We start from the raw sequence: 13,559 nt of genomic DNA, 5'->3' as shown, positions 1-13,559 counted from the left end.
CGTTAATTTACGCAATCAAATATACTCTTTTAAGTCAGTAAATCGTTCCACTGATCTTTTACATTTTCCCAATCAAATTTTTCAACTTTCTTTCTAGCATTCTTCGCTATAGTATTCGCATCTAACTGCTTATCTAATAATTTAAAAGTTTTATCTGCCAAATCTTTAAGATTATTACTTTCAAATAAAATTCCATCTTTACCATCTTCAATCAGGTATGGAATCCCACCAACTTTAGAACTTAGCACTGGTAAACCTAGCGCCATAGCTTCTACAATACTTACGGGTGTATTATCTAAAGTAGAGGTATTCAAGAAAATATCGCATTCTTCAGCGAGTTTATGCCATATTTTTTTATCAAGCTTACCTTTAAAATGAACTGGTAATTTATTTTTTTCAGCATAATTTTTACATTTCAGAAGGCTACCATCTTTGTCAGGACCAACCATGTAAAGCGCTGATTTACCGTATTTCTGTACTAATAACTCGAGTAGCTGAATCGCCAATAGTGGATTATAAATTTCAGCAAAAGATCGTACCCAAATTATTTTTGGCCCAAATTGATGACGTTCTTTAAAATTATATTCATCTAGTTTTATTGAATTTGGAATAAACTTCAAATTCGTTAATCCTACAGCCGAAAATTTTGAATAAAAAAATTCGGATGGCGCGATATTGTATTTAGCGTTGTGGAAAAACGACAAGAAATTTTTGCGTAGTCTTCTCTCCAGATTTCCGCCATGTAAAATATTTATATAATGAACTCCTTTCGCTTTACTAAGCTTTCCGCACAAATAGGCGTACCAAAAATTTTGTGTGCTGTACACATCTATAATGATCCAATCTACCTTATTGCTCAAAACAAGTACACTTTTGAGCATGTCTAGCAGACGTAAAATTTTATTCTCTTTTACTGAAAATGAATATACTACATAGCCCTCTTTTTCGAATAATCCAGGTAAAATATCAGCCGAAGTTGGCGTACGTCCAAGATTCGCTAGTTTATTTCCTATATAAAGAATTTTTTTAGCAGCCATTATTAATAACCTCTAACCAGTCTTTCCTTATCATTTGCCAATCGAAAGATTCGGCCTTACTCCGTGCATTTAAAGCCAAAGATTCTCCTCTTTTTGGGTATTCTATGATCTTAGCTATTTCTGAAGCCATTTTTTCTGCATCTCCTGAGGGAACTAAAATACCATCTTCATTATGATTAATTAAATTGGGCATTCCACCTACATTTGTTGAGATTATGGGCAAACCTAAACTCATAGATTCAATAACACTAATTGGCGTGTTATCAATAGTAGTAGTATTGATGAAAAAATCGTAATCTTTAGATAATTCTGCCCATTCTACTTTTTTTAGCTTACCGGTAAACTTAACATTAAGATTCTTCTTCTTTGCCAGCCGCTTACAATCCTGCATGCTGCCATCTTTCTCGGGGCCAACCATACACAACTCGGCATCCTCATAATTTTCAGCTAAAAGTTCCAAAACATTTAGAGCCATTTTTGGATCATAGCGATACTGAAAGCGCCGCACCCATAACAATCTTGGTCTAAAAACTGTACGAGGTTTAAAAGGATAATTTTTTAAATCTATAGAATTGGGAATAAGGTAGATTCGATTAATATTTCTTTGCTCAAATTCATTTTTAAGAAAATTTGAAGGCGCAATGTTTTGATAAGCATTGCCAAATAAATTTTTACTGAATTTAGGATCTTTATCCAATCGTTCAGGAAGATTCCCACCGTGTAGGATAGGAATATACGGTATATCAAAAAATTGGCAAAATCTTCCTACTAAATAAGCATAGTAAAAATTAGTAGCTCCATAAGTATCGATAAGTACAAGATCTGTAGATTTATGAAATCTAATAATTAAACCAAGCATCTCTATTAGACGTACAGCCTTGTTGCGTTTAGCCGATGCAGTTTTTACCTTAAATCCTTCTAACCTAAGCATTTTACTTAAGAAGGAGATATAGGTAGCTGTAAAACTATTAACGCGCAAGTCGTTTCCTATGTATAGGATCTTTTTTGTCATCTACTATATAAAGTAATGCCAGGCCATATACGAAAGCCGGCAGAGCAATTCGCATGGCCGAATGGTTAATTGTTAAGAACCAAAAGGCTAAAAACGCTAAAAAATAATAATTGTTTTCGAATTTAAACCAAAATACAACAGGAACAAAAATTAAAATCAACAAACTAATAAGACCAAGAATACCCTGTTCTGATAGCATTCGGCTAATTTCGTTATGCGTTGCTATAATAATACCTAATTGATCCTCGCGATATTCTTTCCCTTTCCCTACTCCAATTCCTAGAATTGGATGATTAATGAATGCATGTAATTCGGTTTCTATTAATTCTGATCTTCCGGTCGTAATATCTTCTTTTAACTTACCTGAGGCATCTCTATTTGTATATCGATTCCCTATTAACCCAGAAGTCTTAACTAACGTAAATGACCATACTGCCAGTCCTGCAACTGCTATAAATAATATTTTCTTGAAAATACTTGATCTAGTTTTTGCATTTTGTTTATAATAAAAGAATAGCACAAATGTGCTGATACAAATTACGCCAGTAACAACACCACCCCTAGAAAACGTAACTATTGCACGATAGGCCATCAAACCAAGCAAAACAAAATCCACAAGATTTATTAATTTGTCCCTAACCAGAAAAAGTCGGGTTGAAATAAGAAAGAAACCCATTCCGAAAATAGTCGAAATTTGATTAGGACCATATCCTCCCGTTGCTGAATAATTCGCGGAGACATTTATGAGTGATTCTTTTAAAGAAGGTGTATACAGGTATAAATAAAGCATATTTGAAATTAGCGGTAAGAGCAACATTAAAATTACCTTTTCAAAATCTGCTTTTTTAATTTTTTTGTAATAGCAATAGATTGCCACGACACCTAGACAAACCGGACCACTTAAATTAAATGCAACTAACTTCCTAAACTCAGCACCATAGCTTATATTAATTGCTGAAACCAATATACCAGGTACCATCATAAGAATAAAAAACCAATAGGGTACTGTTTTAGAAGATGTTCCTTTAAAAAACATACCTATAAGGATGTAAACCACAACCATATATTTTCCGGTTTCATAAAATATCATACCGGCAGTCATTCTAAAATACACTTCGCTTCCTGCAACATAGGCTGCTGCCATTAAAGCTTCGTTATTTTTATTCTTTTTCTGAAGAATATAAATTAACCAAAATAATAACATCCCATGGCAAATAAGTACAGAGATAGGTCTATATAAATATATTGCAAATGCTATAGCCACATGGAGCAGCAAAAGTCGAAAGTATTCTTTTCTATTTTGATCTATCGTCAACTGCATCTTTTATAGAACTCAATTGATTGTTTTATAATTTCTTCAGCACCAAATTTTCTTTTCGCTAATTGATGAAATTCTAATGCATTGCTATTTAGCTTTGTACTATCTTCGGCATATGAATTAATGGCCTCCAGCAAGTCATCTTCATTCCCAGAATTAATTATTATTCCAGTATCTTCAACAACGGCTCTACACTCCCCTACATCTGTACAAATAACAGCTAATTCAGCTTCAGCATACTCCAATAGAACTAGTGGTAAGCCTTCTGATTTCGAAACTAAAATACCTATGGAAGCTTGATTTAGTATTTCCCTATTAATGGACTTTGGACCATAATAAAAAACATTAGTCATCTTCTCTACCCGCTCTAAAATCCTATTACCGTATTCATCATTAAAGTGCTTACCAAAAAGGTGTAGACTTAGATCCTTATCGCTCAGTTTAGCAAAAACATTAAGTAAAAATAGATGATTTTTTTGAGGTCTAAAGTTTGCTACACAAATCAATTTTACTTTTTGGTTTCCTTCCAAATTCACGTTTTCAACTGTATTTTCAGCAAGTTGAACAAAATTATTTATTTGGATACAATTGGTGCAATTTAATTTTTTGCTATTCCAATCTGCCAATTTTTTATTTACTGCAATTATGCCATCAAATTGAAAGCTGCATAATTTTAAAACTGAATAGCGCCTTTCGTTAAGAAATTCACTGTTACCATAATGATCATGCCAAATAAGAATTAGACGCGGAATTGCAATCTTCAACAAACTCGAAATAAAATAAGAGCTGCCATGCGCATGAATGTGAGTTATATTTTTTGCTCTAACAAATTTCATAAGAGCATAAATAGCTTTGATATCAATTACTCTTTTCCTTTCTAAAAATAGATAATTTGAAGAAGTCTTTAACTCTTTCTTTAAAATCCCCTCCTTTCTGGTCACCACTAAAAATGAGGTTATGTTTTCTACATTACTTAGGGCATTGTAAAAATTGACAGCCATACGCTCAGCTCCCCCTGCATCTAAAGAATCTATTATCTGCAATACCCTCATAAAAGTTTATATATTTCAGCTTCGAAATATTCTAAAGTATACGTTCTTGACCAATCTCCTGCTTCTTTAGCCATATCATTATAGACTAGAGGATCTTTTATTACCCCATCAATTTTTGCAATATTTTTATCGAAATTTTGATCCATAACTATTCCTCTTTTGCCATAATTGAGCATCCACGGCACACAAGATACAGGAGTAGCAATAGGAACACAATTAAAGAACATAGCTTCAGCGACAGCTTTAGGCCAACCTTCACTTTTTGAAGGTAAAATCGAAAAATGAGCTTCCTGATATTTTCTTTTCAAAAGTTCAAGTGGAATTACTCCGCACAGTTTAATAATATCGGAGAGATTATTTTCAATAATATAACTTTGCAAACTTTCTTTTAAAGATCCTTCACCATACAATTCTAATACAGCATTTATCCCTTTTAGCTTTAAACTTTGTACAATTTTAATAGCTTCTAGAGGTCTTTTACCCTCAACCAAACTTCCAACAAAAATAAATCTAACTTGATTTTCGATGATTTTATCATCTATATGCACACATTCATTTTCAGAAAATGAAGCCGTAAAAAACGATTTGATATTTTTAGTTTGTTCTGGCCAATCTCCATAAACCAACACTTTCATATTCTTGCTTAGAAAAGTATTCGAAATTATCCACTTTTGCAATTTATAACTCCAAGGTTGCTTTGAATTTGGATCCCAATTTCCTGCATATTTTACGGTTTTAGCTTTTGAAGGAAAAAAAACTTGTATCATACTTCCTAATAATCCCATATTACCCGGACACCGTAAATGAATATGGTCGGCCCACTTCATCGATTTCCAAATAGTATAGCTTATAATGGGTAATTTCAATAGCGTTGTGAAAACACTCCGTACTGAAAGCAACGAAAATTGCGGAACTTCTACAAAATCTAGTTGTTTATGTTGGTAGGCGGCTGCGATCTTAGATGCGTAATCAATATTTGCAGGAGCTACTATTTTTACCGCATCAACATAGTTGAACCATCTATTCATTTCCAACACATACGGAGCATAAGCCTGAAAATTAGATCCGACTTTTTTATGAACAACATGAGTGATTACAACAAATTTCATCAGCAAAATTAGTGTTTAAATGGTGTTGCCAACAATGCGCGCATTCTACCCAAAAATTCAGTAAATGCTTCCTGCCTTTTAGAGGTAGAAAATACATTTGATAATCGCACAAAAGTTAATAAATACGCAATTTTATACCACTTTAGCCTCGCTTTTAGCGATGGCTTTTCATATTTAGTTCGCCAAACATGCCAGCCATTTTCAATAACCATTTTGCCATATCTAAATTGATTCGGCCGCCCATCGGGATCGTGATAATGATACAGACGTGCTGAGGTATTTACATATAATTGCCCTAATTTAGAAACTCGCAGGCAATACTCCATATCTTCATACAAGCCATAACCTTCAAAATAATTTGAAAATTTTATATTTTTAACTTTACTAATTCGGAAAGACATTGCGCAGCCTATAAAAAATTCAACAGAATAGGTTTTTCCGCTAGGCGGTAAAAAACCTATTGAAAAACCATTAGAAAACGCCGGCATAATACCAGGTGCACAATCGCTTAATAAATTTAGTTTTTTTCTTAAAACATTTCGACTCCCTAATTTTCGTTTCCAACCGTCAAATTCATATTCATCATATAAAACAGGGCCATTTTCAGCTTTCTGCCAATTAATAGAATCATCTAATATATAGCCTCCGACTCCTAAAGCATCTGGATAGTTTTTGTAAGTATCCAATATATTTTCAAAATAATCAGACACTAAGTCCACATCATCATCAAGAAAAAAAGCAATATCTAGTTCAGAAGAAAGTTTTGCTATTCCAAAATTTCGCTGCCTGGTTAAACCACGATGCTTTTCTTGAACATAATAATAGTCTAAGTTTGGAATAGAATACGCTTGTAATGCTTCCTTAGTATTGTGAGTCAGCGATCCATCTATTATAAGAATTTGATTAGGATATACCGCTTGGGCTTTTACTGAATCTAACACCCGAAGTAAAGCCGTTGCTCTTTCAAAAGTACATATTATTAAACCAAACTTCATGATCTTCTATTTTGCTGCAATTTAGCGGCCCAACGCTCGCTTACTGCCCAGCGTTTTTGCATAATCCTTTTATACTTAAATGGATTTTTTATTTTTTGCGATTTATAAAATTTAAACCATAAAATAAGCTGATATCCTCTTTGCTGTTCTACCGTATAATTCTTTTGAATATACGTCATTACTGTAGGTGAGGGTTTGGGAATTGGTTTTGTTTGCTCCCAAGGTTTAGTAGTTTTAGTCCTAAAACCTCCCATTGGTGCTTTAAGATGAATAATTTCAATTTCCGGATGATAGATAATATCAACACCTTGATTGCGCAATTGCATCCCAAAATCTTTATCTTCTCCATAACCATATTCTAAAGCGATATCAAAAGATAGGCTTTTAAGCTTTTCTGAATAAACAAAACTGGTACCTGAACCAAAGCTCGCCCATTGTTTTACTTTAAAATAGGTATTCTTTTCGTTTTCTTGTTTACAATTCAAGTTTAATGCTCCTACTCCAAATTGGTCTACGCAGATAAAAGCTTCATGTATGATGTTACTCTTAAATCGAATATCATCATCACAAAAAAACACCCAACTTGCTGTTACTTCTTCTAAGGCTAAATTCCGAGCATTACAAGCTCCAGTTTGATGGGTAAAAATATGCTGAATTTCAAACGGCCAATCTTCCGCAGCAAAATCAAAATCGCTTGTACTCCCTACATCCGGATTTTGCTCTACTACAATAACTTTTTGAGGAAGCAAGCTTTGCTTCTTTACATCTTTTAAAACATTCAATAAATGTTTAGGGCGACCTATTGTTGGAATTATCACATCTATTGAATGATCCGTTTTCGGCTTAGAAGATTCAATTGAGATATCAGAAAAATCAATTTCAGTAGCAAAAAAATTCAGCTTAAAACAATTAAAAATGAATGATTTAAAAGGGTATTTCTTCTTGTATTGCATAAAACACAAAAACAAGATAACCGCTCTTATTTTTTTATACAACTGACATGTAAACGAAAATAAATCGGCTTCAACAGCTTTATAATTTATATTTTCGCTTCTTTTTATGGCTAATTGGGGCGAATGATAGCAAAAAAGTCCGTTATGCTGCCCTAATTTTGCTATTGCATTTAATAAATATTCAAAATCAGAAAATCTACTAAAGTTTTTTTGAAATTTCAATACTACAGTAGCATGTATGGCTCCCATGTCGCTACTCATTAACCAAGTTGGGTAATTTACGGATCTATTAACAACTGCAAACGGAAATTGATCGACATAACCAATGTCTTTATTAAAAAAACTGGTTTTAACCGCACAAGAAGCCATGATTAATTTGTGATGAAAAATTTCTGAAAAAACCAGTTCATTAAAATTATGAACTTGCTCTTCTTCCAGCCAACAAATCCATTGATCGGGATAATCGTTGGCTACTGCCCAAAAAGCTGTTACTACCTCATCAGCATACCCTTCTAATGGCTTAGCATCTTTATAAATGGCTACTATTTTTGCGCTATGTCGATGAACGAACTTAATCATTTTTGTGTAGCTAAAATTTCCTTATAAAATTCAATATTTTCAATTGCTTTTTGCTGAATATCAAAATTTGCTTCAACTTTTAATCGCGCATTTTTTTGAAGTTTTTCTCTTAAATCATCCCCGTCAAAAATTTGCTTTATCGCTTCTGCAAAAGCTTCATGATTTGATGGATGTGCCATAAGCCCATCTTCTCCATGAGTTATTATTTCTTTAGCCCAACCAATATTAGTATTTACCACTGCTTTTTGTAAAGCCATAGATTCTATAGATACCATCCCTAAAGTTTCTGCATAGGATGGAAAAACACAAACATGCGCTTTTTTAATATGCTTTTTTACGTCAGAATAGGGCATTTTGCCTAAATACTGAATTCCGGAAAGTTGTTTTTCTTTTACCTTTTGCTGAAGTAACGCCCAGGTTGATGTACTTCCGGTTTTGATATCTGTACTATCGCCACCTATCAATAGTAATATTGCTTTTGGATATTTTTGCTGAACCTTTTCAAAAATATCAGGCAATTCTAAAACGCCCTTTTTACGAATTAACGTGCCTAAATATAAAATTGTAAATGCCTCAAATTGCTCTGGATTTTCATTATTGAATTTTTCCAAATTCAATCCATAATGAATGGTTTTTACAGTTTTATTTTTAATAAGAAACTGTTCTTTTGAAACATTACCGGCAAAAGTAGTAGGTGCAATAAAAGCGTTTGCATTAGTTACCGCTTGCTGTTCAAAAAATCGGTTTTTGAATTTTTGAGATCTATTTTCTAAGTGACAAAAATAAGTATCACTACCATGAAACCGCATTATTACTGGAACTGAAAAGTTCATGAAAGCTGTAATCCCTGTCCAATCCGGAACTTCTAATAAGTCTATCTTGGTATTTTGGATCCAATAATTTAGTTTTTTATTTATATATTTTCGATATAGATAGAATCCGCCGATTTTAAAGGTTTTCTGTTTAATGCAATAAAAATGAATCCCGTTTTCTTCAAAATCGGCATCCTCTTTTTGACCATATACAAAAACACTAATAGTTACCGCTTGTGCTTGTAAAGACAGTACCAAATTTTGCAAACTACTTCCTAAACCACCGGAGTGACTTATTTTTGGGTGTGGATATTCGGGAGTTAGAAAACCTATATGCATTAGTTCAAAATATTTTTTATAGTTTCCCAAATCTCTAAAGAGGAAGTTTTCGGATGTTTACCGGCCACCACTGTAAACCATTTTAGTACCTGAGCTACAATAGGTTTCGGATTCTTTAATACATTTTCTAAAGTAGCTTGTAAACTTTCTTTTGAAGTTGCCCAAGCTACTGCATGTTCAGAAGGCATCGATCTAAAATGTACATATTTATAATTTTGACCGATATCTCGAATTCCGCTTTGCAATTGCGGTTGTTCATAATTAATATAGATGCAAGGTTTATTATGTATTGCAAAATCGAAAACCATAGAAGAACAAATATTCACCACAAGTTCTGAATGTTCACAAACTGTTGCTAACAATGAAAAATCGTAAGGTTCAGGAAGAATAGTATTCCATTGTTTTCCCATTGCTTTCCAGGCCGGGGCTATTTCCGTAATTTCCTGTTTATACTTTTCTATAATTTCTTGATACCTCCCCGTATGATCTACCGGTGCTTTTCTAAAAATGATTCCTAAATTATAGCCCGCTTTATTAAGATTTTGTACTGCACTGGCCAAATCTTCTAAATAATATTGATCTAAAGGTGACGTAGTTGTATCATCTCCTGAAAAACAAATATATTTTTTGGTTTCATCTAGATCATATTCTGCAAAAAATTTAGCCTTAGGTGTAATCCGATTTGGATCAAAATGAGGTTCAAATTGTGGCGTACCGGTCACAATAACCTGATGATCTTTCAGATAAGGATAATATTTTAGCATTTCAGCTTTCATCAAATCGCTCCACACAAAATAATAATCGCTTTCTACCACTAACATCGCTTTAGGCACATTATCCCAACTATAAATAAATGTAGCCGTTGGAATTCCTAAATCTTTAGCAGCTAATAATGCGCTTATTGCTTGAGTAGCTCGCTGCGTTGTACATAAAACTAAATCAGGTTGATGCGCTTCTAATTGTGCTTTGCAATAGTGATATTTAGAATTTTTACGTTCTAATTTTGCTATTTTCTCTTTAATTGCACCTAATCCTTTTCGAGAATTATGTGTAGCAATTAAAAGCTTGGTTACTATGCTGCGAGTGGCTTTTTTGGTGGTATGATATTGAAAAGGGAATTTATAGGTTTTATAAACCGAATCTTTAAATTCTTTTTGCCATAAATTAAGCTCTATTCGTTTTCGCGCTCTGGAATAAATAGGTGTTAATGGATGTAAATTATCGGATGCTATTTTAACTTCCTGTAGTCCTAATTTTTCGTGTAATGGAAAAACACTATTATTCCAATACACTACATCCATTCCTAATTCCTCACCGAAATCATTAAAATTAGTATACGCGAAATTACGTAAGCCGACACCATCCGGTAAAAAAACAAAAACTTTTTTTTTAGCCATTAATTTTTTCTGAATTTCAATTTCTCACGCTGAACCGCTTCTATATCTAAAATATCTTTTTCTTTAAAGGTTAAGGACTGGTAAACGGCACTTAAATCTCGTTTTAATTTACGCATCCCCGAAGGTTCTAACGAAGCCGCATGATCGGTTCCCTTCCAAGTTCTATCTAACGTATAATGTCGTTCCACCACATTGGCTCCTAAGGTAAACGCGGCTACATCTACAGCAATTCCTAAATGATGACCAGAAAACCCGATATGCTTTACTTTATCTTCATAAAGTTGTTTCATTCTTGAAATTTCTAACAGACATACATCATCAAAAGGAACCGGATAGCCAGAAGTACAATTATAAATTACTAAATCTTTATTTCTCCCCTTTTCAGTGAAAAAGTCAACTAAATATCCTATTTCGTTTTTAGTAGTCATTCCTGTAGAAATATGAATTTCGCCGGAATAATTTTCGCACAACCAATTCAACATCTCATAATGATTATTACAAGCCGAAGGAATTTTAATAAAATCAGGTTGCAAGCTGGCAATTTCTTGAGCTGAGGTTAGATCCCAAACTGAAGTAGCATAGGTAATTTCCATTTCTTCACAAAAAGATTTCAATTCTTGATGTTGTGCTACTGAAAATTCTAAAAACTCACGATGTTCCCCATACGTATCGCCATATGCATTTACCGGATTAGGGTGTGGCGCGTTGTACTGACTTTCAGTTAGTAACTCTTTATTATTACGTTTCTGAAATTTTACAGCATCTACTTTGCAAAATATTTTGGCTACCTTAATTAGCTCTTTTGCAATTTCCATATCGCCTTTGTGGTTACATCCAATTTCGGCGATTACGTAAGGTTTTTTATAAGTATTCAAAATCTAGTATTGTATTTTTGTATAAATTGAGCTACTTCTCGAATAGCACCCTCTCCTGATTTTTTTGCCAAATTTACGTCGGCAATTCGTTTAATTTCATCCATAGCATTTGCGGGAGCAAAAGACCAACCTACACGGCACATATTAGCCATATCGTTAACATCGTCTCCTACGTACGCTAAACTGCTCATCTCTAAATCATTTTTCAAGCAATAATCTTGAAGCAATCCGAATTTATCTTTTGCTCCTAAAAACACGGTATCGATTTTGAGTTTTTTCATTCTTGCAGCAACCAAAGCAGAATTTTCTGATGTCATTACCATTACTTTTACTTGGTGTTGACGCAAAATTTCTAAGCCCATACCATCGCGCATATCGAAAGATTTCGCTAATTCTCCATTTTCAGAAAATAACACTTTTCCATCAGTAAACACACCATCTACATCTAACACTAAATGCGTGAGTTTTTGATTCGTTTTCAGTTTCTTTAATTCGGTTGCCAAAAGATTTTCAACACTTATCCAATCGGCTTCGCTATCAATTTCAGTATAGGAAACTTCTGGCATTTCAAACGGAACTATGTTTCCACTTATTCGATTTTTGCTAGTCTGAAGGGCTTTTTTAGTGGTACAATATATCGCACCATTTTCAACTAACAAGCCTTCGAAATCTTGCCTTCTTGGTCGAGTTTTATAATCATAATTCAACGATTTACCGTTATGATTCCAGATAAAACGATGGGTTTTCACTACGCTTAATGAAGCATCGGCTCCTTCTTCAATTTTTGATATTCCGTTGTTAATGGCATCCGCTTTTGTAAACGGGGAAGTAGCTTGCAATAAACAGAACACATCAAAATTATAGTGTACAGACTCACAATAATTTAATATTGCCATTTCGGTAGAAGCCGTATCGGTAGCCGTATTTTCGGGACGAAAAATTGCTTTTACTTTTGAAGACCACTGAAACTGATTTTCGATAAATTCAATAACTTCAGTATCGTCAGTAAATACAATTACCTCATCTAGTTTCGAAAATATAGCTTCGGTTAAGACCCAACAAAATAAAGGTCTGCCAAGCATTTTACGCTTATTTTTACCGGGAATACCTTTAGAGCCTTTTCGTAATGGAATAAAACCTACTGCCTTCATTAATTTGTTAATTAAATGCTAATATACTATTTATAAATTCCTCATAAATTAATTTCGATGAATGCTCAAATTACTCCATAATTGATCGGTTTTCGACGACGAGTAGTACTTTTTTATTTTTCAAAAGGACAAACTTCGATTAAACCTTCCTTGAGATTTTTCATTATTTGCGCATTCGGTAAGCTAGGATAATTGATAAATAACATTTCTAATTCTGAAAATGTATACGGAGTTTGTCGAATTTCGGGTTTATAGAAAGGAATTTTAACGGATTCCATATAATCTTGATATTTAATATCGTCACCAAATACTTTGTCTGAAAATTTTTGCCAAACTGCCGGTATTCCATACGCATGGCTCACAATAAGACCATGCAAAGAAGAGGATACAATACGCTCACAGGCTAAAATTTCGCAAGTAGTTTTTTCCACATCATTGGTCATAAAGTCTATCACAATTATGCCTGGCACTCCTTTCAGTAATTTTTTAGCCGTTTTATAATCATTATAATGTGGAATAATACCCAACGTATAGGCTTTAGGTATTTCAGGTGTATAAAAATCAGGCAGTAAAATGGCCGGATCGCCATATACTTCGGGAACCTGATATCCTTTTTCTATTAAAAATTTCCGAGTTTGTGGCCCTCTTACTGCTAAAAAAGTAGCCTCTTTTACAGGATCTGTTTTATTAATAATACCACTTCCCCAAACAATACATTTTTTATTTATGTGAGTTAAAATACTGCCTACAGTCACATAGATTGGGGAAAAATAATCCTTATAACTCCACTTTTTTGGCCAGGCAAATTCAACGTTCTTACCTGATATTTTTTCAATCAGATATTTCCCCAACATATCGCCATAATTCTCTTTAGCTTTATGTTGAATTTTACGCTCGTTCCACCAAAAAAGTCGGACTTTATTTGGCATA

At 33.6% G+C, this 13,559-nt stretch carries 12 protein-coding genes; all 12 read right to left on the bottom strand.

Annotation, left to right across the window (positions count from 1 at the left end):
- Positions 1-29 precede the first annotated feature (29 nt).
- On the bottom strand, positions 30-1,037 hold the full coding sequence (locus PBT89_RS04405) for a glycosyltransferase family 4 protein (protein ID WP_270063573.1): 1,008 nt from the start codon (positions 1,035-1,037) through the stop codon (positions 30-32).
- Positions 1,027-1,968, bottom strand: a complete 942-nt coding sequence (locus PBT89_RS04400; RefSeq protein ID WP_270063572.1) for a glycosyltransferase family 4 protein — start codon at positions 1,966-1,968, stop codon at positions 1,027-1,029. The genes PBT89_RS04405 and PBT89_RS04400 overlap by 11 nt, the downstream gene beginning before the upstream one ends.
- 37 nt (positions 1,969-2,005) lie before the next feature.
- Positions 2,006-3,370, bottom strand: a complete 1,365-nt coding sequence (locus PBT89_RS04395) for an O-antigen ligase family protein (RefSeq protein ID WP_270063571.1) — start codon at positions 3,368-3,370, stop codon at positions 2,006-2,008.
- Positions 3,361-4,419 (bottom strand): glycosyltransferase family 4 protein, encoded by a 1,059-nt coding sequence (locus tag PBT89_RS04390; protein WP_270063570.1) that lies wholly within the window; start codon positions 4,417-4,419, stop codon positions 3,361-3,363. Before PBT89_RS04390 ends, PBT89_RS04395 begins: the two co-directional genes overlap by 10 nt.
- Positions 4,416-5,528, bottom strand: a complete 1,113-nt coding sequence (locus PBT89_RS04385) for a glycosyltransferase family 4 protein (protein ID WP_270063569.1) — start codon at positions 5,526-5,528, stop codon at positions 4,416-4,418. Before PBT89_RS04385 ends, PBT89_RS04390 begins: the two co-directional genes overlap by 4 nt.
- Positions 5,529-5,536: 8 nt before the next feature.
- On the bottom strand, positions 5,537-6,523 hold the full coding sequence (locus PBT89_RS04380) for a glycosyltransferase family 2 protein (protein ID WP_270063568.1): 987 nt from the start codon (positions 6,521-6,523) through the stop codon (positions 5,537-5,539).
- Positions 6,520-8,055: a glycosyltransferase family 2 protein gene (locus PBT89_RS04375; protein ID WP_270063567.1), complete on the bottom strand. Its 1,536-nt coding sequence runs from the start codon at positions 8,053-8,055 to the stop codon at positions 6,520-6,522. Before PBT89_RS04375 ends, PBT89_RS04380 begins: the two co-directional genes overlap by 4 nt.
- Complete coding sequence (locus PBT89_RS04370) at positions 8,052-9,206, bottom strand: glycosyltransferase family 4 protein (RefSeq protein ID WP_270063566.1); 1,155 nt, start codon at positions 9,204-9,206, stop codon at positions 8,052-8,054. The genes PBT89_RS04375 and PBT89_RS04370 overlap by 4 nt, the downstream gene beginning before the upstream one ends.
- Complete coding sequence (locus tag PBT89_RS04365; protein WP_270063565.1) at positions 9,206-10,603, bottom strand: UDP-glycosyltransferase; 1,398 nt, start codon at positions 10,601-10,603, stop codon at positions 9,206-9,208. Before PBT89_RS04365 ends, PBT89_RS04370 begins: the two co-directional genes overlap by 1 nt.
- Positions 10,603-11,478 (bottom strand): N-acetylneuraminate synthase family protein, encoded by an 876-nt coding sequence (locus tag PBT89_RS04360; RefSeq protein ID WP_270063564.1) that lies wholly within the window; start codon positions 11,476-11,478, stop codon positions 10,603-10,605. The genes PBT89_RS04365 and PBT89_RS04360 overlap by 1 nt, the downstream gene beginning before the upstream one ends.
- Positions 11,475-12,629, bottom strand: coding sequence for an acylneuraminate cytidylyltransferase (locus PBT89_RS04355; RefSeq protein WP_270063563.1), 1,155 nt, complete (start codon positions 12,627-12,629; stop codon positions 11,475-11,477). The genes PBT89_RS04360 and PBT89_RS04355 overlap by 4 nt, the downstream gene beginning before the upstream one ends.
- A 113-nt stretch (positions 12,630-12,742) precedes the next feature.
- The gene (locus PBT89_RS04350; protein WP_270063562.1) at positions 12,743-13,558 is read right to left on the bottom strand and encodes a polysaccharide pyruvyl transferase family protein; all 816 of its coding nucleotides are present in this window, start codon (positions 13,556-13,558) and stop codon (positions 12,743-12,745) included.
- Position 13,559 lies beyond the last annotated feature (1 nt).

Source organism: Zunongwangia sp. HRR-M8, assembly GCF_027594405.1.
Classification (GTDB): domain Bacteria; phylum Bacteroidota; class Bacteroidia; order Flavobacteriales; family Flavobacteriaceae; genus Zunongwangia.
The sequence above is the reverse complement of the archived record's forward strand: the minus strand, read 5'-3'. Positions and strand labels throughout refer to the sequence as shown.

What these genes read in the sequence shown, in the direction of transcription:
- PBT89_RS04400 (WP_270063572.1), bottom strand. Translation starts at nt 1,968, where the DNA reads ATGCTTAGGTTAGAAGGATTTAAGGTAAAAACTGCATCGGCTAAACGC.
- PBT89_RS04355 (WP_270063563.1), bottom strand. Translation starts at nt 12,629, where the DNA reads ATGAAGGCAGTAGGTTTTATTCCATTACGAAAAGGCTCTAAAGGTATT.
- PBT89_RS04365 (WP_270063565.1), bottom strand. Translation starts at nt 10,603, where the DNA reads ATGGCTAAAAAAAAAGTTTTTGTTTTTTTACCGGATGGTGTCGGCTTA.
- PBT89_RS04375 (WP_270063567.1), bottom strand. Translation starts at nt 8,055, where the DNA reads ATGATTAAGTTCGTTCATCGACATAGCGCAAAAATAGTAGCCATTTAT.
- PBT89_RS04395 (WP_270063571.1), bottom strand. Translation starts at nt 3,370, where the DNA reads ATGCAGTTGACGATAGATCAAAATAGAAAAGAATACTTTCGACTTTTG.
- PBT89_RS04385 (WP_270063569.1), bottom strand. Translation starts at nt 5,528, where the DNA reads ATGAAATTTGTTGTAATCACTCATGTTGTTCATAAAAAAGTCGGATCT.
- PBT89_RS04390 (WP_270063570.1), bottom strand. Translation starts at nt 4,419, where the DNA reads ATGAGGGTATTGCAGATAATAGATTCTTTAGATGCAGGGGGAGCTGAG.
- PBT89_RS04405 (WP_270063573.1), bottom strand. Translation starts at nt 1,037, where the DNA reads ATGGCTGCTAAAAAAATTCTTTATATAGGAAATAAACTAGCGAATCTT.
- PBT89_RS04350 (WP_270063562.1), bottom strand. Translation starts at nt 13,558, where the DNA reads ATGCCAAATAAAGTCCGACTTTTTTGGTGGAACGAGCGTAAAATTCAA.
- PBT89_RS04370 (WP_270063566.1), bottom strand. Translation starts at nt 9,206, where the DNA reads ATGCATATAGGTTTTCTAACTCCCGAATATCCACACCCAAAAATAAGT.
- PBT89_RS04380 (WP_270063568.1), bottom strand. Translation starts at nt 6,523, where the DNA reads ATGAAGTTTGGTTTAATAATATGTACTTTTGAAAGAGCAACGGCTTTA.